Origin of the sequence: Pseudomonas sp. D2002 (assembly GCF_013385735.1) — a bacterium.
Lineage (GTDB): Bacteria > Pseudomonadota > Gammaproteobacteria > Pseudomonadales > Pseudomonadaceae > Aquipseudomonas.
The window spans coordinates 202,377-225,699 of record NZ_JACAPL010000008.1 but is presented as its reverse complement, the minus strand read 5'-3'; the positions used below and the strand labels follow the sequence as shown (position 1 = coordinate 225,699).

Sequence of the window (23,323 nt, the reverse complement as noted above, 5' to 3'; positions counted from 1 at the left end):
AGAGCGTGGGAACGATCAATGTGGGAGCGGGCTTGCTCGCGAAGGCGGTGGGTCAGTGACAGATAAATTGGCTGACAAACCGCATTCGCGAGCAAGCCCGCTCCCACAGTTGGATCTCATCGCATCAGCAAGATCTGATCGTTCCCACAGAGCGTGGGGACGATCAATTACCAGCTGCTCCCCAACCCCAGCAGCCCCAAAATCTCCCGCCGCAATTCCACCAGATAAGCATCATCGCGATGCCGAGGGTACGGCCGATCAATCGTCAACTGCGCCTGGATCTTCGCTGGCCGGTCACTGAACACAATCACGCGGTTAGCCAGCAGCAACGCCTCTTCCACATCGTGGGTCACCAGCAACGCCGTATAGCCCTGGCGCTGCCATAGCTCGATCAGCTCCTTTTGCATGGTGATGCGCGTCAGCGAATCCAACTTGCCCAGCGGCTCATCCAGGATCAGCAATCGCGGCTGATTCACCAGTGCCCGCGCCAATGCCACCCGCTGCGCCATGCCACCGGACAGCTGCCGAGGGTAAGCACGGGCGAAGGCACTCAAACCGACTTTTTCCAAGGCGTCATCAACCTTGCCGGCATGGGTCTTGAGCAACCCCTGGGCCTCCAGGCCAAGCGCCACGTTGTCCCACACGCGCCGCCATGGGTACAAGGTCGGGTCCTGAAACACCACCACCCGGCTCGGGTCCGGCCCGGTGATTGGCTCACCATCAGCCAGCAACCGCCCCGAATCCGCCGGCTCCAGCCCTGCCACCAGGCGCAGCAAGGTGGATTTCCCACACCCCGACGGCCCGAGCAACGCCACGAACTCTCCCGGCGCGACATCCAGCGAAACCCGCTCCAGCACCGGCAGTTGCTGACCGTCCATGGCAAAGCCATGGCTGAGGTTTTCAATACGCAGCGCCAACCCCGCCGGCGCCGTTACCGCGTGTGCCAGGGCTACCATTTCATCGCTCCTTTCTGCCAGGCCAACAACCGATCACGCAGCAAAAACAACCCGGTGATCAACCCCGAACAGGCCAACGCCATGATCAGCAGCGCCGCGTACATATTCGCGTAAGCCGCCCAACCCTGGGCCCATTGCAAGTACCAGCCGATACCGGATTTTACCCCCATCATTTCTGCCACCACCAAGGTCGAGAACGACGCGCCCAAGCCCATGAACAGGCCAACGAACACATGGGGCAGCGCGGCAGGAATCGCCACTTTAAAGATCAGGAAACCTGGCTTGGCACCCAGCGTGCGCGCCACGTCGTAATAGGCTTTATCGACACTTGCCACACCCGACCAGGTCAGCACCGTGACCGGAAACCAGGTGGCCAGGGCGATGAGAAAAACGCTGGCGCTCCAGCTGCTGGGAAACAGGAAAAAACACAGCGGCAACAACGCCGTCGACGGCACCGGGCCGAGGATGCGCAGCACCGGGTGCAGCCAGTAGCCGATGCGCGTGGACCAGCCAATCGCCACGCCGGCGACGAAGCCAGTCGCCGCGCCCAACGCCACGCCCGAGCCCAGCAACAGCGCCGAATGCAGCAGGCTGTCGGCCAGGCGCGGGTAGTCTTCGATATACACCGCAAGCAACGCCTGGGGCGGTGCGAAAAACGGCACCGGCAACAGCGCCAACTTGGCGGTGAGCAACTCCCACAGGCCCAGCACTATCGGTAAGGCGATCAACCAAGGCCCGGCACTGCGCAGGCGCAGGCCCAGCCTGGAAAAGTGCCGACCCAACAGACTCAACACGATGAACACCGCCGTCACGCCGACGCACAGGTTGGCCAGCCCTTGCGTCATCGGCCAATTGCGTACGGCATTGGGCCAATAGCTGATCAGCAGTGCCACGGCCACCCAGGCCGCGACCACGGTTGCGCCCTGCCACCAGACGTTGAAGGTTTTGGCGGGGCTCAGCGTTACCGCATCAACTGAAGACATCGGCGGTGATCTCCTTGGCAAACTCGACCGGGTCGGTACTTTTGCTGATCACCTCCACGGTTTTCAGGTCGGTGACGTAGGTGGTGATTTCCTGCGTCAGCGCCGCGCCGACCGCGTGGTGGCCGTGGGTGTGGTCATGGAGGATCGCCTGCACTTCTTCGGTGGTCGTATTCAGTGCGTAGGCCTGGAAGCCTTTTGCGACGTCCTTCGGGTGCTGCACGGAATAGTCATGGGCTTCGAGGATCGCCTGGGTCAGCGCCGCGACTACGCGCTTGTCTTCGCGCACCAGCTTGCCGGTGACGCCAACCACGCAGCAGCTGAGGTTGGCGTATTCCTCGACCAGGTTGGTGGACAATTCCCGCGCCACGCCGGACTTGATCAGGCGGTACATGAACGGGTCGCTGCCGCTGACCGCCTGCACTTCGCCACGCTCCAGGGCGGTGCCCAACAGGTCGGCCGGGTACAACCGCCACTCCACATCGCGCACCGGGTCGACGCCGTGTTTTTTCAGCAGGATCGAGAAGAAATTGCGGTCCGGGCTGGCCATGTCGGTGACGCCAATGGCCTTGCCCTTGAGGTCTTCAAGTTTGGTCACACCGCCCTTCACCGCGCTGAGCAAACGCAGGCAGCCGCCGTGGGTGCCGGCGGTGAGTTTCACATCAAAGCCCTGCTCCAACGCCTTGAGCCAACGCAACGCCATGCCGATGCCCGCATCGGCCTTGCCGGTGGCGATGGCTTCGAGCAGCACTTCGGTGGAGTTGCCAAAGTTGACCAACTCGACGTCGAGGTTGTGCTTCTTGAAGAAACCCTGCCCGTGGGCGATCACCACCGGGGCCAGGCACACCGCGTTGAGGTTGACTGCCAGCTTGAGCGCACGTGGCGCGTCGAGGCGGATGAACTCGCCGGTGCCGCTGGGTTCCTGAGGCGTGTTGTGCCCGGCGTGCTCGTCAGCGGCCCAGCCCAGGCGCGGCAGCGACAGACCGGCCAGCGAAATACCGGCGATGCCGAGCAGGCGGCGACGGGTTATGTGATCAAAAGCGGCCATGCGCAATATCCTTTTTAAATTGATGTTGATGTGGCCTGTGGGAGCTGGCTTGCCTGCGATAGCGGTGTTTCAGCCAGCAGCGATGCAACTGACCGACAGCCATCGCAGGCAAGCCAGCTCCCACATTGACCGCGTTCAGTGAGTGAGATCGGCCAACCCCAGATGCTCACGCAGCGTCGAACCTTCATACGCCGTACGGAACAAACCCTTGCGCTGCAAATGCGGAATCACGCTCTCGACAAACTCAGTGAACGAGCCCGGCAGGTAGCCCGGCGAAATCACAAAGCCGTCGCAACCGCCCTGCTCGAACAGCTCCGCCAACTGATCAGCGACCTGCGCGCCGGTGCCCACCAGTTGCGGCACGCGCACGCTGCTGGCGAACAGGCGCCCCAGTTGCTCCAGGGTGGTTTCGGGGCCTTGCATCAGCAGTTTTTCGGCGGCGGCCGCAGAAATCAGCGGCGACTGCGCGATCTCGGCCAAGGTGGCCGACAGCGGGAACGGCGACAGGTCCACATTCAGCTGCGAAGCCAGTGTCACCAGCCCCAGCTCGGGCCGCGCCAAGGCATTGTGTTTGTCGCGTTTGGCGCGGGCTTCGGCTTCGCTGCCACCAATAAACGGCATCACCGCCGTCAGCACCTTGCAGCTGTCGGCATCACGGCCTTGCTGCACCACTTGCGCGCGCACGTCATCGCGAAACGCGCGCATGGCCGCCAAATGCGGGTGAATGGTGAAAATCGCCTCGGCCCAGCGTGCGCCAAACCGCCGACCACGCCCGGACGAGCCGGCCTGGATCAGCACCGGTCGCCCCTGGGGCGTGCGCGGGATATTCAACGGGCCTTCCACCTTGAACCACTCGCCCTGGTGCTGCACCGAGGTAATCAAAACCGGGTCGGCAAGCACACCGCTTTCGCGGTCCAGCTTGAGGGCGCCCGGGCCCCAGCTGTTCCAGAGCTTGAGCGCGACTTCGACAAACTCATCGGCGCGGTCATAGCGCAGGTCGTGTTCCAGGTGCTTGGCCTTGCCGAACAGACGCCCTTCGCTGTCGTTCATCGAGGTCACGATATTCCAGGCCGCACGGCCCTTGGACAGGTGATCGAGGGTGGCGAATTCACGCGCGATATGCGCAGGCTCGTAATAGGTGGTGGAACGTGTCGCACCGAGGCCCAGCTTGCTTGTTTGGCCGATCAGGTAAGAGAGGATCGGCAACGGGTCGAGCCGCGTGGCGTCCTGGGCGCCGTAGCGCAAGGCGAATTCGCGCGAACCGCCCATCTGGTCGCCCACGGCCAGGCGGTCGGCGAAGAACAAGAAGTCGAACAGGCCTTCTTCCACCACCTTGGCGATGCGTGAATAGTAGTCAGGGTCGAGGTAGTTACCGACGGTTTCCGGGTGGCGCCACACCGCATGGCTGTGCACCACAGGGCCGCTCAACAGAAATGCCGATAGGTGGATTTGGCGGCGGGTGGTCATGGCAGGCCTTAGCTTTTCGCGTAAAGGGTTCAGCCTTAAAACTTATATTAGTAATCAACCGTTATAAAAGAACGATATATTCCATGGTTATGCCCGATTCATCGAAATGCTGAAAAACCGCCCTAAGCTCAGATCAAAAGGGTATTTATCGAATGCTTTTTAGAACTTTATGCTTGGCCTTATTTCGCTGAAGATCGAGCGTGCCATGCCTATTCGTCGTCCCCTCGCCGTTGTCATCGGGCTGCTGGCGTTTTCTGTCGCCGTGAGCGCCGAAGCCCAGGAAACCCTACGCATCGGTTTTCAGAAGTCCTCGACCCTGATCACCCTGCTGAAAACCCAGGGCACTCTGGAAAAAGCCCTCAAGGCCGACAATATTGACGTGAGCTGGCATGAGTTCCCCAGCGGGTTGCCGCTGCTCGAAGCGCTGAATGTCGGCAACGTCGATATCAGCGCCGACGTGGCCGACACCGTGCCGATCTTCGCCCAGGCCGCCCAGGCCAAACTCACCTACTTCGCCCAGGAAGCGCCCTCGCCTTCCGCCCAGGCCATCGTGGTCCGCAAGGACTCGCCGATCCAGCAGCTGGCGGATTTGAAGGGCAAGAAAATCGCGGTGACCAAGGCCGCCGGCACTCACTATTTGCTCATCGCCGCGCTGGCCAAAGCCGGCCTGGCCTTCTCGGATATCGAACCGGCCTATTTATCGCCGGCCGATGGTCGCGCAGCCTTTGAGAACAACAAGGTTGATGCCTGGGTCACCTGGGAACCCTTTCTCACCAGCGTGCAGCGTCAATTGCCGACCCGCACCCTGGCGGACGGCGCAGGCCTGGCCAGCTACAAGCGTTATTACTTGACCGGCACGCCCTACGCCAAGGCGCATCCCGAGGTGCTGAAGCTGGTGTATGCGCAGTTGGAAAAAGCCGGCCAGTGGGTGAAAACCCACCCGCAGGACGCAGCGAAAGTGCTTGGCCCGCTGTGGGGCAACCTGGACGTGGCCACGGTTGAAGCGGCCAACGCGCACCGCAGTTATGACGTGCAGCCGGTGACGGTTGATCAGTTGGGGGAACAGCAGAAGATTGCGGACGCGTTCTTCAAGGCGGGGTTGTTGCCCAAGGCGGTGGATGCCCAGGATGCGCAGACCTGGAAGCCGTAGCCTAAAGGCTCGTTCCCACGCTCTGCGTGGTAATGCATCACGTGACGCTCTGCGTCACCCTACTCAGCGCTCAAGTTTGCCGGGACGCAGAGCGTCCCAAGGTGCGTTCCCACGCAGAGCGTGGGAACGATCAAACAACACATCAGGTTGTTACGCCTCAGTGCCGCACCACACCCTGGCCGAAGCGGTGTATTGCCAGGCAATAGCCAATCAATGCCAGGGCCGCCAGTGCACCGCCCGCTGCGCCGATCCAGGCGAAGCCGAAGTGGCTGCCGACCCAGCTGCCCATCAGCGCGCCGCCGCCGATGCCGATGTTGTAGATGCCGGAGAACATCGCCATCGCGACGTCGGTGGCGTCGGGTGCCAGCACCAGCACCTTGGATTGCATGGCCAGGCCGAAACCCATGATTGCCATGCCCCAGAACACGCTCAGCCCGACGAGGTACGACTCGGCGCCGCTCAAAGGCAGCATCAGTGCCAGGCACGCGGCGAGCAGGAACACCGCGCTGACCACGAAGAGGTGCGGGTTGAAACGGTGCACCAGGCTGAACAGCAGCGAGCCGATGATGCCCGCGCCGCCGAACACCAGCAGGAACAGCGTCACCACATTGCCGCTCAGGCCGGCGACGCCTTCAACAAAGGGCTCGATGTAGCTGTAGGCGGTGAATTGCGCGGTCACCACCATGGCGGTCAGCACGTACAGCGCCACCAGTGCCGGGCGCTTGAACAGCAGCGGCAGGCTGCGCAGCGAGCCGGAGTTCTGGCTCGGCAGCAGCGGCAAAGTGCGCGCCAGCCAGAACACCAGGGCCGCGGCAAACGCCGCGATCACCAGGAACGTGGTGCGCCAGCCCATGGCCTCGCCCAGCAGACGGCCCAGCGGAATGCCCAATACCATCGCCAGTGACGTGCCGGTGGCCAGCAGGCCGAGGGCTTGCACCTGTTTGCCTTCCGGCGCCAGGCGCACTGCCAGCGACGCGGTGATCGACCAGAACAACGCGTGGGACAAGGCGATGCCGATGCGGCTGACCATCAACAGGCCAAAACTGGTGGCCACGCTGGAGAGGATATGGCTGGCGATAAACAAGCCGAACAACACGATCAGCAGTTTGCGCCGCTCGACGTTACGCGTCAGCAGCATCACCGGCAGCGAGGTCAGCGACACGATCCAGGCATAGATGGTGAGCATCAGGCCGACGCTGGCGATGGGCATGTCGAAGCTGGCACCGATGGCGCTGAGCAGGCCGACCGGCACGAACTCGGTGGTATTGAATACAAACGCGGCCAACGCGAGGGCGATGACCGGTTGCCAGTTGGCTTGGGGCGTTGCGGCTGAAATGCTCATTGACGGGCGAGGTACTCTGGCGATGGTCCAACGGCCGCGCAGAACAGCGCCGCCGCTGGGCATTCTATAGGTTTCTCGGCCCGCTGTTGACGCGGATCGTCGCCCCGTTGCTCAGGGCGAGGTCATGGTGATGACGTAGTTGCCCGACTTGATCGGCTGGCCGGCGTTGTCCACCAACACATAGCGCTGATCGTAGTAACGCCCGCTGCCGCTGTCTGCGACCAGCAGCACATGGGCCGCATTGACACTGGCCACCGGCGCCAGATTGCGCACATCGAAGCGGCTGCCACGGTTGGAAACCGCGCAGCCGGTCAACTCCATTACCGCGCCGCTGCGCGCATTTGTCGCACACCCAGGCTCGACGATGGCACCGGTGAACTGAATGGTGCCCTGCCCGACTGTCTGCGCGGCGCCACAAGCGCCCGCCCATAGGCAAAACAGGCCGGTAAACACTGAAATACCTTTAACCTTCATGCCGACACTCCTTATTGGGCTCTCAATAAGTGAGTCGTCTGGCCGGGCATTAACTTGAGGTGATTCGGCCCAGGGTGTGACCTAGATCACGGATCCACCTGCCCCATCATCTCGGGGATGCTTTCCGGCCGCTTGGCATAACGCTGCGCCAGCGCCGCGCACACCATCAACTGGATCTGGTGAAACAGCATCAGCGGCAGAATCAACACGCCCATGCTCGCCCCGGCGAACAGCACCTGGGCCATGGGTACGCCCGTGGCCAGGCTTTTCTTCGAGCCGCAGAACAGAATGGTGATGCGGTCTTCCTGGTTAAAGCCAAAGGCCTTGCCCAGAACGGTCGACGCCACCAGCACCAAGGCCAGCAACACGCAGCAGGCCACCACCAGGCCGCCGAGTTCCCACAGCGGGATCTGGTGCCAGATGCCTTCGTTGACCGCTTCACTGAACGCGCCGTAGACCACCAGCAAAATCGAGCCTTGGTCGACGAACTTCAGCCAGGACTTGTTGCGGCCGACCCACTCGCCAATCCAGCGGCGGGCGATCTGCCCGGCGATAAACGGCAGCAGCAGTTGCACGCTGATCTTCAGGATTGCGTCGAGGGTCGAACCGCCGTCGCCGTGCACGTTAAGCAGCAACGTCACCAGCAACGGCGTGAGGAAGATGCCAAACAGGCTCGACGCCGCCGCGCTGCAGATGGCCGCGGGGATGTTGCCGCGCGCCAGGGACGTGAAGGCAATCGCCGACTGCACCGTGGCCGGCAGCGCGCAGAGGTAGAGCATGCCCATGTACAGGTCTTTGCCGATCAGCGGCGACAGCACCGGCTTGAGCGCCAGGCCCAGCAAGGGAAACAGCACGAACGTGAGGCTGAACACCAGCAGGTGCAGGCGCCAATGCCCGGCCCCGGCGACGATGGCCTGGCGCGACAGCTTGGCGCCGTGCAGGAAAAACAGCAGCGCGATGGCCAGGTTAGTCACCCAGCCGAAGGCCACGGCGGTCTGGCCGCTGGCGGGCAGCAATGAAGCGAGGATCACCGTGGCTATCAGGGTCAGGGTGAAGTTGTCAGGCAGAAAACGTGGGCGGGTCATAAGCAAATCTTCCAGGGGTTGCCAAGCGCATCGCTGCGACTCTAACGTAACGGCTTGTTACCGACTAACGCCAATGAGCCAGTAAATGCCGCCTAAAGGACATGACAAGACGGTTCGCCGCAGCGTGCCCGGGCTTTCCAGCCTGCCACGGCCGGTGTATGGGCGCACCGAATCACTGCCCAATCGCGCCCTGACCCGCCGCCACAGCCACCCGTGGGTGCAATTGTCTTACGCGATTTCCGGGGTGCTGGAGATCCAGACCAGCGTCGGCCGCTTTGTTGCGCCGCCGCAGCGCGCGGTGTGGATCCCGGCGGGCGTGCCGCACCGGGTGTTCAGTTCGCCGCACACGGAAATGCGCAGCCTGTACCTCGACTGCAGCGTCACCGCCTGGGCGCCCGAGCGCTGCCAGGTGTTGGAGGTGAGCAGTTTGTTGCGCGAGTTGATCCGCAGCTTCAGCGAGCTGCCGGTGGAATATGCCGAGGACGGGCCGGATGGGCGTCTGGCCCAGGTGGTGCTGGACCAACTGGCCGCTGCACCGCAGGTTGACTTGATGCTGCCGTTGCCCCACGACGCGCGGTTGCGGCAGATTTACCGCAGCCTGAGCCTGCACCCGGAGCAGCAGACCACCTTGGGTGACTGGAGCCGCAAGCTGGCGGTGAGTGAGAAGACCCTCAGCCGGTTGTTTCTCAGTGACACCGGGCTGACCTTTCGCGCCTGGCGCCAGCGCTTGCGGCTGCTCAGCGCCCTGCCTGCGCTGGAGCAAGGTGAGCGGGTGACGGATGTGGCGTTGGGGTGCGGGTATGAGTCGACGTCGGCGTTTATCAATGCATTTCGCCAGCAGTTTGATGCGACGCCGGGTGAGTTCTTTCGCTGAATATCAGGTGTAGGAAGTTCAAATGTGGGAGCGGGCTTGCTCGCGAATGCGGTGTGTCAGTTAACAGATTCATTCAATGACCCACCGCATTCGCGAGCAAGCCCGCTCCCACATTTTTGACCGTATTTCAAATTAAGAGAGGGGCTTAGCTGCCGTCGCCACCATGCGCCTCTTCAAAAAAGTAATCCTTCCAACTCGCCGCCTTGTTCTTCAACACGCCCAATTCCTGCAATTTCTGCGCATAGATATAAGTACGCTGCGGCACGATGGTGAAGTCGATTTCCGGGTCCTGGACGATTTTCTCCACCAGGTCCAGTGGCAGCTTGGATTCCTCTACCCGAATATAGGTTTTGGCTGCAGCGGGCTTGTCGGCCTTGATAATCTGCTCGGCCTCGGCCAGCGCGGCGTAGAACGCCTTGTAGGTCTTGGGGTTTTCGTCGTGGAATTTCTCGGTGGTGTAGAGCACGTTGAACGAGGCCTGACCGCCGAGGACGTCGTAGGAACTGAGCACCTTGTGCACGTTAGGATTCAGCAGTTCCTGGTACTGGAACGGCGGGCTGGAGAAGTGCGAGTTGATCTCCGAACCACCGGCAATCAACGCCGCCGTGGCGTCCGGGTGGGCCAGGCTGATAGAGATGTCGTCGAACTTCTTGAAATTGGCGTCGCCGAATTGTTTGGCGGTTTCGATTTGCAAGGTGCGCGACTGGAAACCCACGCCAGCGGCGGGCACGGCGATGCGGTCTTTTTCGGTGAAGTCCTTGAGGGTCTTCACGTTGGGGTTATTGGTCAGCAGGTAGTTGGGCATGGAGCCAAGGGAAGCGATGGCCTTGACGTTCTGCTTGCCCTTGGTGCGGTCCCACAGGGTGAGCATCGGCGGCACACCGGCCGAGACCACATCCAGGGCGCCGGCCAGCAGCGATTCATTCATCGCGGTGGCGCCGGAAATGCTGTTCCATTCCACCTTGATATCCAGGCCCTGTTCCTTGCCGTGCTTCTCGATCAAGTGCTGGTCGCGCACCACGTCGAGGATCAGGTAGCCAATGCCGAATTGCTGGGCAATGCTGATCTTGCCTTCGGCTTGGGCGCCGGGGCTGAGCAAGGCGCTTGCCGCCGCCAGGGACGCGGCCAGGAGAGTCAGGGAGGAACGCTTGAAAGTCATGGGGAATCTGCCGCGTTTTCGAGAAGGTGATGGAGCCTAGCGGCGATTTTTAAGACTTGAAAAGAATATTGGGATCTATTGTTATGCAAATCGCCCCCAAATTGCCGCGCGGCTGGTATTGTGCCGCGCTTTGAAAGACACCTGCCGACCTGCGAGGAAATGGACGTTGAACACTGACGATAAAATGACTGGGGACTTGTTCGAGGTGGATAAGCGCCTGTCACTCAAGCCTGTGGTGGATTTCAACAGCTACCTGCGCAGCGCGTTCGGCGACGGCCCCTGCACTTGCGTGCGCTGCGCCGCCAGCCAAGGCGATGAAAGCGGCTACGCGTTCCAGCACACCTTCAACCTCGACGGTAAACCCACCCACCGCCGCTTCGCCTCCACGGCGGGCAGCGATGTGTTGATGAAGCTCAAGCAAGCGTGGCTGTCGTACACCAAGGCCGAATTGCCGCTCAGTGGCGTGCTGGTGTTGGACACGGTGAAGGAGTTTGTCGAGCCACAACTGCACCGGCGTTTGGCGCCGTTGTTTCTGGCCAGTGAGCTGGTCAAGGATGTGGACGGCGAACTGCAGATCCAGCCGCAGGCCGCTTAATTTCAAATTCGCCACCGAACAAATGTGGGAGCTGGCTTGCCTGCGATGCGGGCGACTCGGTACGCCAGATGCACCGAGCCGATGCCATCGCAGGCAAGTCAGCTCCCACAGGTGACCGAGTCGGTTTTGAGGTGTGTATTCCAAGCAAAAAAAACGGCACCTGAGTGCCGTTTTTTCCGACCCAATGCGCTTACTTACGCGCCGCCTCCCACGACTTGAGCAAATCGCCATATGCCACGGTTTCGCCTTTCGGCTTCTCGTTGGCCAGTTTCGGCTTCGGCGCGCCCGGCTGGTCGAACCAGTATTGGGCATCACGCTCGGGGTTCATTTTCGGGCCACACACCGGTTGCACCTTGGAGCGTTCCAGGCGCGTCATGATCGCGTCCTGCTCCTTGGCCAGGTTGTCCAGCGCCTGTTGCGGGGTTTTCTCGCCGCTGGCGGCGGCGGCGATGTTGCTCCACCACAGCTGCGCCAAACGAGGATAGTCCGGCACGTTGGTGCCGGTCGGGGTCCATTCGACGCGGGCCGGGCTGCGGTAGAACTCGACCAGGCCACCGAGTTTCGGCGCCAGGTCGGTCATGGCCTGGGAGTTGATGTCGGACTCGCGAATCGGCGTCAGGCCGACGATGGTTTTCTTCAGCGACACGGTTTTTGAGGTCACGAACTGCGCGTACAGCCAGGCCGCGAGTTTTTGCTTCTCAGGCGTCGACTTGAGGAAGGTCCAGGAACCCACGTCCTGGTAACCCTTCTTCATGCCCTTTTCCCAATACGGCCCGACCGGCGATGGGGCCATGCGCCACTTCGGCGTGCCATCGGCGTTTACCACCGGCAGGCCCGGCTTGGTCATGTCGGCGGTAAACGCGGTGTACCAGAAGATCTGCTGGGCGATGTTGCCCTGGGACGGCACCGGGCCGGATTCGGAGAAGGTCATGCCCGCCGCTTCCGGTGGTGCGTAGGCTTTCATCCAGTCCACGTATTTCTGCGTGGCGAATACCGCCGCCGGGCCGTTGGTGTCGCCGCCACGGGTGACGCTGGAGCCCACCGGGTGGCAGTCGTCCACGCGAATGCCCCACTCGTCCACCGGCAAACCGTTGGGCAGGCCCTTGTCGCCGCCACCGGCCATGGAGAACCAGGCATCGGTGAAGCGCCAGCCCAGGGACGGGTCTTTTTTGCCATAGTCCATGTGCCCATAAATACGCTTGCCGTCGATTTCCTTGACGTCTTCGCTGAAGAATTTGGCGATGTCTTCGTAGGCCGACCAGTTCACCGGCACGCCGAGGTCATAGCCGTATTTTTCCTTGAACTTGGCTTTGAGGTCCGCGCGCTCGAACCAGTCGGCGCGGAACCAGTAGAGGTTGGCGAACTGCTGGTCGGGCAGCTGGTAGATCTTGCCGTCCGGCGCGGTGGTGAAGGAGATACCGATAAAGTCCTTGATATCCAGGGTCGGCGAGGTGAAGTCCTTGCCCTCATTGGCCATCAGGTCGGTGATCGATTCGGTCTTGCCATAGCGAAAGTGCGTACCGATCAAGTCGGAATCGTTAACCCAACCGTCATAGATGTTCTTGTCGGACTGCATCTGGGTTTGCAGCTTTTCCACCACGTCGCCTTCCTGCAGCAAGTCGTGGGTCAGCTTGATCCCGGTGATTTCGCTGAAGGCCTTGGCCAGCACCTTGGATTCGTACTCGTGGGTGGTGAGGGTTTCCGACACCACGTTGATCTTCATCCCACGGAACGGTTCGGCCGCCTTGATAAACCACTTCAACTCTTCGAGCTGCTGGGCTTCGGTGAGGGTGGACGGTTTGAACTCGCTGCCGATCCATTTTTTCGCCGCATCTTCATACGCATCGGCCCAGGCCGTGGCGCTCAACCCGCTGAGGGCCAGTACGGCGGCCAATGAAATGCTATGTCGCAGCTTATTGTTTTTATTCAACATAGAGACCTCCTGGTGGTTTATTCACGGAGCACTAGCCCCAACGCATCACACACAACAGCCACACCAGGGACAGCGCGGACGCCACCCAGATGCTCCAGTCGGTTACGCCGATCACCAATAAATGCAGGTAGGCGCTGCCGAGAAGACCGATAAACAAGCGATCACCACGGGTGGTGCTGATCGGCAAAAAGCCGCGCCGAGGGATGCTCGGCGAGCGCAGTTCCCAGGTGGTCATGCCTGCCAGCAGCAGGCCAATGGCCGCAAAGAACAACGCGGTGGGGGTGGTCCAGGCCATCCATTCCATCATCGACTCCTCAGACCCGGCCGAGGGCAAAGCCCTTGGCCACGTGGTTGCGAACAAACCAGATCACCAGCATGCCGGGCAGGATGGTCAACACCCCCGCCGCCGCCAGCACGCCCCAGTCGATACCCGAGGCCGAGACCGTGCGGGTCATCACCGCCGCAATGGGCTTGGCGTTGACCGAGGTCAGGGTGCGCGCCAGCAGCAGCTCGACCCAGGAAAACATGAAGCAGAAAAACGCCGTCACACCGATGCCGGAACCGATCAGCGGGATGAAAATCTTCACGAAGAACTTGGGAAAGCTATAGCCGTCGATGTAGGCGGTTTCGTCGATTTCCTTCGGCACGCCGGACATGAAGCCTTCCAGAATCCACACCGCCAGCGGCACGTTGAACAGGCAATGGGCCAGGGCCACGGCGATGTGCGTATCGAACAGGCCAATGGACGAATACAGCTGGAAAAACGGCAGCAGGAACACCGCCGGCGGCGCCATGCGGTTGGTCAGCAGCCAGAAGAACAGGTGCTTGTCACCCAGGAAGCGGTAGCGCGAGAAGGCATACGCCGCCGGCAAAGCCACGCTCAGGGAAATCACCGTGTTCAAACTCACGTAGTACAGCGAGTTGATGTAGCCGCTGTACCAGCTTGGGTCGGTGAAGATCACCTTGTAGTTGGCCAGGGTGAAATCCTGCGGAAACAGCGTGAGCCCGCCGAGGATTTCGGTGTTGCTCTTGAAGGACATGTTCAGCAGCCAGTAGATCGGCACCAGCAGAAACAGGATGTAGATGAGTAAGGGGATTAGCTTGCGCTTGCTCATGTTGGCGGCCTCAGCGGTTGGCGTCGGAGTGGGTCATGGCGGTGTAGAACAGCCAGGACACCAACAGGATGATCAGGAAATACACCAGGGAAAACGCCGCGGCCGGGCCCAGGTCGAATTGGCCGACAGCCATCTGGGTCAGTGTCTGACTGAGGAAGGTAGTCGCGTTACCCGGCCCGCCACCCGTGAGCACAAAGGGCTCGGTGTAAATCATGAAACTGTCCATAAACCGCAGCATCACCGCGATCAGCAGCACGCTTTTCATCTTCGGCAACTGGATATGTCGGAACACCGCCCAGGCCGATGCCCGATCAATCCGCGCGGCCTGGTAGTACACGTCCGGAATCGCCCGCAGCCCCGAGTAACACAGCAGCGCCACCAGCGAGGTCCAGTGCCACACGTCCATCACCAACACGGTGACCCAGGCGTCCATGGTGTTGGCCGCGTAGTTGTAATTGATGCCCATGGCGTTGAGGCTTGAACCGAGCAAACCGATGTCGGCCCGCCCGAAAATCTGCCAGATGGTGCCCACCACGTTCCACGGAATCAGCAGCGGAATCGCCAGGATAATCAGCACCAGCGATGACCAGCGCCCCTTGGTCGGCATGGTCAGGGCGATGGCGATACCCAGCGGAATTTCGATCAACAGCACGCAGGCCGAGTAGATGAACTGGCGCAGTAATGAGTCATGCAAGCGCGGGTCGAGCAGCACCTGCTTGTACCAGTCGGCGCCGACGAAGTAGCGGCTGGACTGGTCGAAAATGTCCTGCACCGAGTAGTTGACCACCGTCATCATCGGGATCACCGCACTGAACGCCACCAGCAAAAACACCGGCAACACCAGCCACCAGGCCTTGTTGTTCTGCACCTTGTTCATGGCTGCACCTCCAGCAGGTAATCGTCGGCGTAGACCATCAGCCATTGCGCGGGAAAGCTGATAGACGCCTTACCCTCGGGCACCGGCTTGTCTTCGGCCAGGCGCACTTTCAGCGGCGCACCGTCGAGGTTGAGGGTCATGATCTTGTAGGTGCCGAGGTCTTCGACGTGAGTGACATCGGCCTGCAGCGCGTCGGGGTTGTACTCGTCCCACACGTGGATAAATTCCGGGCGGATGCCGACCTGCAGCTTCTTGTAGTGCGTCTCGCGCAAGCGTTGCTGCAAGACCTCGGACAACGGCAGCAGCGTGCCGGCAAAACGCACCCCGCCCGCCTCGGCCTGCACCTCGATCAGGTTCATCCCCGGGCTGCCAATGAAATAGCCGACAAAGGTATGGCTCGGCCGCTCGAACAACTCGCGCGGAGTGCCGAACTGGACGATCTGCCCGCCGTACATCACCGCGATCTTGTCGGCGAAGGTCGAGGCTTCGAGCTGGTCGTGGGTCACGTAGACCATGGTGATGTTGAACTGCTCGTGAATCTGCTTGAGCTTGCGCCGCAGTTTCCACTTCAGGTGCGGGTCGATGACCGTCAGCGGTTCGTCGAAGAGGATCGCCGACACGTCGTCACGCACCAGGCCACGGCCCATGGAGACTTTCTGTTTTTCGTCGGCGGTGAGGTTGCGCGCCTTTTTGCTCAGCAGGTTTTGCAGGTCGAGGACTTCGGCGATTTCCTGCACCTTGCTGTGAATTTTCGCCTCGGCCATGCCTTGGTTGCGTAGCGGAAAGGCCAGGTTGTCGAACACCGTCATGGTGTCGTACACCACTGGGAACTGGAACACCTGGGCGATATTGCGGCGTTCCGGGGTGAGTTCGTTGACTACCTTGTGATCGAACAACACCTGGCCTTCCGAAGGGCTGAGCAAGCCAGAGATGATATTCAGCAAGGTTGACTTGCCGCACCCCGACGGCCCGAGCAAGGCGTAGGCGCCGCCCTGCTCCCACACGTGGTTCATTGCCCGGATCGCGTAGTCCTCCGGACCGTTCGGCGTAGGGCTATAGCTATGGGCAAGGTTCTGCAAATGGATTTCGGCCATCAGGCAACCCTCGCAACACGGCGCCCAGGGGCCTGGACCAAGCGGCCCTGGCCATCGAACACAAACAGTTTATGGGTGGGGATATACACGCGGATCGGCGCGTCGACATCGTACTCATGCACCCCCGGCAGGTGCAGCACCAGCAGAAAATGCTCGCTGCGCACGTGCAGGAAGGTTTCCGAACCGCTGATCTCGGCGACTTCCACCGTCACGGCCAGCTCCAGGTCATCGTCGTTGCTCGGCACCAGGCTGATATGGCTGGGGCGCACGCCAAAGCGGAACTCGCCCTCGCCGATGGGGCGCAGGTCAACGTTGAGCGGGAAGTGCACGAAGTTGGCGAAGCTCACTTCATTGCCGCTGATACGCCCCGGCATCAGGTTGATCGGCGGCTCGGAAAACAGCTCGGCGGCCAGCACGGTCTGCGGCTGGTGGTACACCTCGGCGGCCTTGCCACTCTGGATCACCCGGCCCTCATGCAGAATCGTGGTGGTGCCGCCGAGGGCCAGGGCTTCGTTGGGTTCGGTGGTGGCGTAGATAGCGATGGTGTGGCGCGCCTTGAACAGCTCGCGCATTTCCTGACGCAGTTCTTCGCGCAGTTTGTAGTCCAGGTTCACCAGCGGCTCATCGAACAGGATCAGCTCGGCGTCTTTGACCAGCGCGCGGGCCATGGCCGTGCGTTGCTGCTGGCCACCGGACAGCTCCAGCGGGTGGCGCTGGAGGAATTTCTCGATGCGCAGCATTTTTGCGGTTTCGAGCACCTTGCTCTGGATCAGCTCGTTGGACACACCGGCCTGGCGCAACGGCGAGGCGATGTTCTCGAACACGGTCATGGTCGGGTAATTGATGAACTGCTGGTAGACCATCGACACATTGCGCAGGCGCACCGGCTTGTGGGTGACATCCACGCCGTTCATCAGGATGCGCCCGCTGTCGGGCTTGTCCAGGCCGGCCATCAGGCGCATCAGGCTGGTCTTGCCGGACAGCGTGCGGCCGAGCAATACGTTGAAGGAACCGGCTTCGAAACGCAGGTTGGCGTCGTCGATCCAGGTCTGGCCTTCGACGACGCGGGAGACATGTTCCAGGGTCAATGACATGACACGCCCTTTTTATTATTGGAATGAAACTGGCCATTCAGCAGAGCCAGTTTCGTGCCAAACCTGCAAGGGCTTGATCCACAAGGAAACAGGGTCCTGGCGCTGTTCAAGAGTGAACACTGTGCTTGAACACCTGAACAGGTCGGGGTTGACAATGAACAGTTCTGAACAACAATTGATGGGCGACACAGATCAAAGGTGGGAGCGGGCTTGCTCGCGAATGCGGTAGAACAGTCGACATCTGTATTGACTGACCCACCGCATTCGCGAGCAAGCCCGCTCCCACATTTCGACCGTGTTTCTTCAGCCAGATTGTGCCAGCCCAAAAACAATAAAAAGAAGGTCGCCCCCATGGCCGAACCCTTGGCTCACGACACCCTTATCCAGGATTCCTGGCGCCGTTGCCGCGCCTTTGGCCTGGATCACCAGAGCGCCCCCAGCTTTGACCAACTGCCCGCCGAGGGCATCAGCCAATTGCTCGAAAGCCAGCATTCACTGGTGCAGACCACGCACCAGGAAGTGCTGCCCTACTACGAAAACATCCTGAGCAATTCCAACTGCCTGATCATGCTGGCCGACAACCAGGGCCAGGTGCTGACGTCGTGGGGCACCCAGCGGTTTATCGAACCGAAACTGGCGCGGGGTTTCAGCGCCGGCGCCAGTTGGCGGGAGCGCAGCAGCGGCACCAATGCGATCGGCACCGCATTGGCCTGTGCCCAGGCGGTGCATATCGAGCACGACGAACACTTCCTCAAGGCCAACCGTTTCATGACCGGCTCGGCGGCGCCAATCTTCGATGCCCAGCGCGAAATCATCGCGGTGCTGGATGTGTCCAGCGACAGCTATTTGCCGCCCTCCCACACCTTGGGCATGGTCAAGATGATGAGCCAGACCGTGGAAAACCGGCTGATCCTCAACCTGTTTCGCGGCGAGCATTTCCAACTGACCTTCAACACCGGCCTGAACAACCTCGACAGCCAATGGGCTGGCCTGCTGATTTTTGATGAGAGCGGCCAGGTGCTGTCGGCCAACCGCCGCGCAGACAACCTGCTGGGCATCAGTTTGTCGCGGGTGCTGATCGACAGTTTGTTCAAGGTGTCGTTGCTGGAGTTGCTGAATCAACCGGAAGGCTTGCCGTTTTCGCTGCAGGCGGCGGGTCGCAATCGGTTTCAGTGTTTATTGAAACGCCCGAAGAAGATGCCGGTGCAGGCGCGGGTTTTCAGCGAGCCCAAGCCCGCCAAACCGGCGGCGGTAAAACCCGCCTCGGTCAGCCTCAAGACCCTGCATTTTGGTGATGCGCGTGTGGAAAAAGCCGTGCGCCAGGCCGAGCGCCTGTTGGAAAAGGACATTCCGCTGCTGATCCACGGCGAGACCGGCGTAGGCAAAGAAGTGTTCGTCAAAGCCCTGCATCAGGCCAGTTCGCGCAGCGCGCAGGCGTTTATCGCGGTGAACTGTGCGGCGATTCCGGCAGAGCTGGTGGAATCGGAGCTGTTTGGCTATGAAAAAGGCGCCTTCACCGGCGCCAATCAGAAAGGCAGCATCGGCCTGATCCGCAAGGCCGACAAAGGCACACTGTTTCTCGATGAAATCGGCGACATGCCACTGCCGACCCAGGCCCGTCTGCTGCGCGTGCTACAGGAACGCTGCGTGCAACCGGTGGGCAGCAGTGAAGTGTTCCCGGTGGACTTGCGGATCATCTCCGCCACCAACCGCGCGCTGCGCGAATGGGTGCAGGCCGGGCGCTTTCGCGAGGATTTGTATTACCGCATCGGCGGCCTGACCCTGGAGCTGCCGCCGTTGCGCGAACGCACCGACAAACAGGCGCTGTTCCAGCAGCTGTGGCAGCAGCACCGCGAGCCGACCCAGTGGGCCGGGCTGAGCAGTGAGGTGCTGGCGCTGTTCGAGCAACACCCGTGGCCGGGGAATCTGCGCCAGGTCAGCAGCGTGTTGCAGGTGGCGCTGGCGATGGCCGAGGAGCAGCCGGTGCGCCCGGAGCATTTGCCGGATGATTTTTTCGTGGATTTGCAGGTGGCAGTGCCCTCGCCGAACCGCGAGTGCCTGCAAGATGACCTCGATTTGACGCAACGCTTGAAGGCGGCTGGCGGGAATATTTCCCACTTGGCGCGGGAATTGGGCGTAAGCCGCAACACCCTGTACAAGCGCCTGCGCCAGCACGAACGCTGAGCTAGCGCGGCTTGACCACCACCAGCAAGTCGGTGAAGTACTCCACCTGAATCGGCAGGTTGTCGGCGAGGGCCGCGAGCGCGGCGGCGGTGTCGTCGAGCTTGAACACGCCGGACACGCGCAGGTCTTTCAGCGCTTGCGCATCGAAACGCACCAGGCCATGGCGGTAGCCGGCCAGGGTTTGCAGCACGTCGCTCAACGGCTGGTCGTTGACCTTGAGCAAGCCCCGCGTCCACGCGTCGGGGTCGGTGTTGCCAATCGCTTGTGGCGGCCGGGCGCGGCCATGCTCGAGAACCGAGCGCTGGCCGGCGGCAACCTTGACGCCTTCTGCGCCCTCGCCTTTGACCGCCACGCTGGACTCAATCACTGTAACCACGGTGCTGCCGTCCGCCGCGCGCTTGACCAGGTAACGCGTGCCCAGTGCCGTGGCCGTGCCTTGGTCGGTGCGCACCACGAAAGGCCGTTGCGCATCCTTGGCCACCTCGACCCACAGCTCGCCTTGCAGCAACTCGATCACACGCTGGTGGCCATCGAATTTCACATCGACCGCCGAATTACTGTTGAGCTGCAACCGGCTGCCGTCTTCGAGGGCGATTTGGCGGCGCTCGCCGACGCCGGTGCGCTGGTCGGCCATCCACACCGGCGCGCGCTCCAGGCCGACCCAGCCGCAGAGCAATACGCCGAGCAAACCCAGCACCTGTACGCCGCGCGAGCGTTGTGGGGCGAAGGCGCGATTGAGGGCAATGCGCGCCGGTTGCGCGGGCAAGGCATCGAAATGGCCCCAGAGCACGCGCATGCGTTCGATGGCCACGGCGTGGCGTGGGTCGGCCTGGCACCAAGTGTGAAAGGCGTGGCGGTCGGCCTCGGTGACGTCTTCGTCGTGCAGCCGCGTCAGCCAATTCGCTGCTTGCTGGATGATGTGTTCGGTGTTCACGACAGCGGGTCCGACACATGCAGGCTGTGGTAGCAATGCACCAGGGCGGTGGCGATGTAGTTTTTGACGGTGCTGGAAGACACGTCCAGGCACGCGGCGATTTCGCTGTAGGTCAGCCCGTCGAGGCGACTCAGGAGGAACGCTTCACGGGTTTTCGCGGGCAGGCCGGCGAGCATTTCGGCGATGCGCTCCAGGGCTTGCAGCGCCACATGCACCGCCGCCGGGTCGGGCATGCTGGCGTCTTCGCATTGGAGCACCAGGGCGTCCATGTAGGCCCTTTCGATGCGCCGTCGACGCGCCCCATCAATCAGCAGGCGCCCGGCCGTGGTGGCGAGAAAGGCGCGGGGTTCCTTGATGGCTTGCGGCTCGGCGAGCATCAAGACGCGGATGAACGCGTCGTGGGCCAGGTCGGCTGCGTACTGGGAACAGCCGAGTTTTTTGCGCAGCCAGCCGTGCAACCAGCCGTGGTGCTCGCTGTACATTGCCGTGAGGGTCTGCTGACGGGCGCAATCGCCCGGCGCGGCCGGAATGTCATGCATGCGCAAAAACTTCTCAAATGGGAAATATTACCAATTGCGCGAACAATGCCAGTAAAACGGTGTGGGGGCAAGAGGTGCCCAGGCAGGCCCGGATGCTGTTTGCTGAAGAAATGCAGATTTGCAGACGAAGCCGGTTGAACGGGGAGACTGGCTTGTGTGGGAGCTGGCTTGCCTGCGATGCAGGCAACTCGGTGGGTCAGTTACACCGTGGTGATTTCATCGCAGGCAAGCCAGCTCCCACAAAATCCAGCTCCCACAGTCGAGTGGTGGCCGGCTTAACGCCAGCTCCACGACACACCGGTGTAGACGCCCCGCCCATCGGCAGGCGTGGACCTCGCCCCATCCAAGCCCTTGTCGTCATAACCCGGCGTCACCGTGTTGGCATAGCGCCGATTGGTGAGGTTGCGCACATCCACCCACGCTTGCCAGTCCTGCTTGGGCGCGTCGTAGCCGAAGGTGGCGCCCAGCGTGGTGTAGGCCGCTGCGTAGTAGGAATTGGCGTAGTCCACCGCCACGCGTGAGGAATGCTCGGTGTTGAGGCTGGTGTAGAAACCCGTCGGATGGCTGTAGCGCAGTTGCGCCTGGTAATAATGCTTGGGAATGCCCGGCAAGGTGTTGTCGCCGAAACGGTCGTCGTCACGGTAGTGGAAATCGCTGTAAGTGTAAGCCTGGCGCAAGGCGAGCTGGCCGTTGCGCCCGCCCTCCCACAACGGGCTGAGCAGGCTCAGTTCCACACCTTGGTGCACGGTGGGGCTGGCGTTGGCTTCGGCGACAATCGCGTCGCTGGTGGCGGTTTGCGCTTGGGTTTCCACACTGAGCAATTCGTGGCGCACTTCGGAGCGGTACAGCGCCAGGTCCCATTGACCGAACCACTGCTCGCCTCGGCCGCCGACTTCCAAGGTGGTGGCGGTCTGATTGCGCAGGCTCACACCTTCACGTTGCAACCCTGTGGCCGGGCCACTGTTTTTGGGAAAGTACTTGTTGGAACCCCAGATCATCGACCACGCATGCGGCGGCTCGACCGAGCGGCTCAGGTTGCCATAGACCTGCAATTGCGGGGTGAAGTCATAACGCAGGCCGATGCGCGGGGCGTAATCCCAATCGTGCTGGCTGAGTGGCGCCTGGCCTTCGGGATAGGTGACTTGGGTTTCGCGGCGCGTGTAGATGGCGGCCAGGCCGGTGGTCAGCCACAAATCCGGGACCAGTTCCAGGTCGTTGCCGATGTGCAGCACGGTGTCGGAACCCAGGTAGCTGTAGTCGCGGGTTTTGGTGCCGGGGGCATAGCCTGCGGTATTGCCAGCAGGTGTGCGCACATATTCAGAAGCGCCATTATTCGGCATCGCCTGGGTGGTGCGCAGGCCAAGCGTGGTTTTGCTGTCGTGACCAAATAGCCTGTCCTGGCGGATGTAGTTCAGCGTGCCACTCACGTCGGTGTAGGCGACTTTGAGACGGTTGGTGCCTTCGCGCAGGTCCATCGGGTAATCGTGATACGCCAGGCCGACTTCGACGCGGGAATTGTCATCGAGCTGCAAGGTGGTCTTGTTGGCGAGCCAGGTCGAGCCGGGTTGCAGGCGTTTTGAATCGCGGGCGGCGTTGAGGCTGTTGGCGGCCGTTGGGTCATGGCGGATCTGGTAGCGCGTCAGCTTGCCGGGGGTGTCGTTGGTGGTTTCGCGGTAGCGAAAATAGAAGCGCGTCTCCAGGTCCGGGTTGAACCGGTAGCCGAAGTTGGCCGCCACGCCCTTGCCGGTGCCGGCGCTCTGGTGCTGGTAGCCGTCGGATTCCGAGTCGGTCAGGCTGATGTAGTAGTCGGCATCGCCCAGCACCTGGCCGGAGCTGATCTCGCGTTGGGCATAACCACGGCTGCCCGCTTCATAGCGTACTTGCAGCTTGGGCGCGTCATAGCCGGTGTGGGTCACGTAGTTGACCGAGCCGCCCAAGGCCAGCGCGCCCTGATCAAAACCGTTGGCGCCGCGCAGCACTTCAACGCGGCTTTGCCACAGCGGGTCTTTCAGCTCATAAGGCGTGCCACCGGGGCCGGTCAGCGGCAAGCCGTCGAACATTTCATACAGGCCGGAGGCGTGGGCGCCTGGGCTGCGGTTCAAGCCCGAACCGCGGATCGAGAGTTTCACGCCCTCATTGTTCGCCGCCTTGGCGTACACCCCGGCCTGGTACTTGAACACATCTTCGTTGGTGCTCACGCGCCCCTGCTGCACGCTGCTCATGTCGATGTAATTGGTGCCACCGGGCACGCTGTTGAGTTGCGCCTGGGCCACCTCGCCGGCGCTGGCTTCGCTGCTGGTGACCTCGACCGGCGCCAATTCGAGTTCCTCGGCGTGTACCAGTGAACTGAGGGTCAGGGCGGCAAAAAACAGCGGAGGTTGGCGCAACAGCATGGGCAGGTCCTTGGAATTCGGGAGCGTAGA

At 61.7% G+C, this 23,323-nt stretch carries 21 protein-coding genes; 4 read left to right on the top strand and 17 right to left on the bottom strand.

The window, feature by feature from the left end:
* Window positions 1–167 precede the first annotated feature (167 nt).
* The 4 genes from HX783_RS17640 to HX783_RS17625 form a co-directional block, all read right to left on the bottom strand.
* Complete coding sequence (locus HX783_RS17640; protein WP_177017744.1) at window positions 168–956, bottom strand: ABC transporter ATP-binding protein; 789 nt, start codon at window positions 954–956, stop codon at window positions 168–170.
* Window positions 950–1,939: an ABC transporter permease gene (locus HX783_RS17635; RefSeq protein WP_177017743.1), complete on the bottom strand. Its 990-nt coding sequence runs from the start codon at window positions 1,937–1,939 to the stop codon at window positions 950–952. Before HX783_RS17635 ends, HX783_RS17640 begins: the two co-directional genes overlap by 7 nt.
* Window positions 1,926–2,984, bottom strand: a complete 1,059-nt coding sequence (locus HX783_RS17630; RefSeq protein WP_177017742.1) for an ABC transporter substrate-binding protein — start codon at window positions 2,982–2,984, stop codon at window positions 1,926–1,928. Before HX783_RS17630 ends, HX783_RS17635 begins: the two co-directional genes overlap by 14 nt.
* A 135-nt stretch (window positions 2,985–3,119) precedes the next feature.
* Window positions 3,120–4,451 (bottom strand): LLM class flavin-dependent oxidoreductase, encoded by a 1,332-nt coding sequence (locus HX783_RS17625; RefSeq protein ID WP_177017741.1) that lies wholly within the window; start codon window positions 4,449–4,451, stop codon window positions 3,120–3,122.
* A gap of 205 nt (window positions 4,452–4,656) precedes the next feature.
* Between HX783_RS17625 and HX783_RS17620 the strand changes: the two genes are divergently transcribed.
* Window positions 4,657–5,601, top strand: a complete 945-nt coding sequence (locus HX783_RS17620; RefSeq protein ID WP_177017740.1) for an aliphatic sulfonate ABC transporter substrate-binding protein — start codon at window positions 4,657–4,659, stop codon at window positions 5,599–5,601.
* Window positions 5,602–5,758: 157 nt separating this feature from the next.
* On the opposite strand, the gene HX783_RS17615 is transcribed toward HX783_RS17620, so the two are convergent.
* The 3 genes from HX783_RS17615 to HX783_RS17605 all read right to left on the bottom strand — a co-directional run bounded on the left by HX783_RS17615 (window position 5,759) and on the right by HX783_RS17605 (window position 8,502).
* A complete protein-coding gene (locus HX783_RS17615; protein ID WP_177017739.1) occupies window positions 5,759–6,943 on the bottom strand; it encodes a sugar transporter in 1,185 nt (394 codons plus the stop codon).
* 111 nt (window positions 6,944–7,054) lie between these two features.
* Window positions 7,055–7,417 carry a type 1 fimbrial protein gene (locus HX783_RS17610; RefSeq protein WP_177017738.1) on the bottom strand — a complete coding sequence of 121 codons (363 nt, stop codon included), beginning with the start codon at window positions 7,415–7,417 and terminating at the stop codon, window positions 7,055–7,057.
* Between the two features lie 86 nt (window positions 7,418–7,503).
* Window positions 7,504–8,502, bottom strand: coding sequence for a bile acid:sodium symporter family protein (locus HX783_RS17605; RefSeq protein WP_177017737.1), 999 nt, complete (start codon window positions 8,500–8,502; stop codon window positions 7,504–7,506).
* A gap of 85 nt (window positions 8,503–8,587) precedes the next feature.
* Here HX783_RS17605 and HX783_RS17600 point away from each other — a divergent pair, with 85 nt between their 5' ends.
* Complete coding sequence (locus HX783_RS17600; RefSeq protein ID WP_159955437.1) at window positions 8,588–9,376, top strand: helix-turn-helix domain-containing protein; 789 nt, start codon at window positions 8,588–8,590, stop codon at window positions 9,374–9,376.
* Between the two features lie 145 nt (window positions 9,377–9,521).
* On the opposite strand, the gene HX783_RS17595 is transcribed toward HX783_RS17600, so the two are convergent.
* Entirely contained in the window at window positions 9,522–10,535 is a 1,014-nt protein-coding gene (locus tag HX783_RS17595) for an ABC transporter substrate-binding protein (RefSeq protein ID WP_177017736.1), read from the bottom strand.
* A gap of 166 nt (window positions 10,536–10,701) precedes the next feature.
* Between HX783_RS17595 and HX783_RS17590 the strand changes: the two genes are divergently transcribed.
* Window positions 10,702–11,130 (top strand): hypothetical protein, encoded by a 429-nt coding sequence (locus HX783_RS17590; protein WP_177017735.1) that lies wholly within the window; start codon window positions 10,702–10,704, stop codon window positions 11,128–11,130.
* A gap of 190 nt (window positions 11,131–11,320) precedes the next feature.
* Here the strand turns inward: HX783_RS17590 and HX783_RS17585 are convergent, their stop codons facing one another.
* The 6 genes from HX783_RS17585 to HX783_RS17560 are packed head-to-tail and all read right to left on the bottom strand — an operon-like array spanning window position 11,321 to window position 17,243.
* A complete protein-coding gene (locus tag HX783_RS17585; protein ID WP_177017734.1) occupies window positions 11,321–13,063 on the bottom strand; it encodes an ABC transporter substrate-binding protein in 1,743 nt (580 codons plus the stop codon).
* Window positions 13,064–13,094: 31 nt separating this feature from the next.
* Window positions 13,095–13,367 carry a DUF2160 domain-containing protein gene (locus HX783_RS17580; protein WP_159955429.1) on the bottom strand — a complete coding sequence of 91 codons (273 nt, stop codon included), beginning with the start codon at window positions 13,365–13,367 and terminating at the stop codon, window positions 13,095–13,097.
* A gap of 10 nt (window positions 13,368–13,377) precedes the next feature.
* Window positions 13,378–14,178, bottom strand: coding sequence for a carbohydrate ABC transporter permease (locus HX783_RS17575; RefSeq protein ID WP_159955427.1), 801 nt, complete (start codon window positions 14,176–14,178; stop codon window positions 13,378–13,380).
* 10 nt (window positions 14,179–14,188) lie between these two features.
* Window positions 14,189–15,055 carry a carbohydrate ABC transporter permease gene (locus HX783_RS17570; RefSeq protein WP_159955425.1) on the bottom strand — a complete coding sequence of 289 codons (867 nt, stop codon included), beginning with the start codon at window positions 15,053–15,055 and terminating at the stop codon, window positions 14,189–14,191.
* Window positions 15,052–16,149, bottom strand: a complete 1,098-nt coding sequence (locus tag HX783_RS17565) for an ABC transporter ATP-binding protein (protein ID WP_177017733.1) — start codon at window positions 16,147–16,149, stop codon at window positions 15,052–15,054. Before HX783_RS17565 ends, HX783_RS17570 begins: the two co-directional genes overlap by 4 nt.
* Window positions 16,149–17,243 (bottom strand): ABC transporter ATP-binding protein, encoded by a 1,095-nt coding sequence (locus HX783_RS17560; protein ID WP_124417045.1) that lies wholly within the window; start codon window positions 17,241–17,243, stop codon window positions 16,149–16,151. Before HX783_RS17560 ends, HX783_RS17565 begins: the two co-directional genes overlap by 1 nt.
* Before the next feature lie 351 nt (window positions 17,244–17,594).
* On the opposite strand from HX783_RS17560, the gene HX783_RS17555 reads away from it, so the two are divergent.
* Window positions 17,595–19,427 (top strand): sigma-54-dependent Fis family transcriptional regulator, encoded by a 1,833-nt coding sequence (locus HX783_RS17555; RefSeq protein ID WP_177017732.1) that lies wholly within the window; start codon window positions 17,595–17,597, stop codon window positions 19,425–19,427.
* Window position 19,428: 1 nt separating this feature from the next.
* On the opposite strand, the gene HX783_RS17550 is transcribed toward HX783_RS17555, so the two are convergent.
* The 3 genes from HX783_RS17550 to HX783_RS17540 form a co-directional block, all read right to left on the bottom strand.
* On the bottom strand, window positions 19,429–20,361 hold the full coding sequence (locus HX783_RS17550) for a FecR family protein (protein ID WP_177017731.1): 933 nt from the start codon (window positions 20,359–20,361) through the stop codon (window positions 19,429–19,431).
* Entirely contained in the window at window positions 20,358–20,900 is a 543-nt protein-coding gene (locus HX783_RS17545; protein ID WP_159955417.1) for a sigma-70 family RNA polymerase sigma factor, read from the bottom strand. The genes HX783_RS17550 and HX783_RS17545 overlap by 4 nt, the downstream gene beginning before the upstream one ends.
* Before the next feature lie 275 nt (window positions 20,901–21,175).
* A complete protein-coding gene (locus tag HX783_RS17540; protein WP_177017730.1) occupies window positions 21,176–23,293 on the bottom strand; it encodes a TonB-dependent receptor domain-containing protein in 2,118 nt (705 codons plus the stop codon).
* Between the last annotated feature and the right edge of the window lie 30 nt (window positions 23,294–23,323).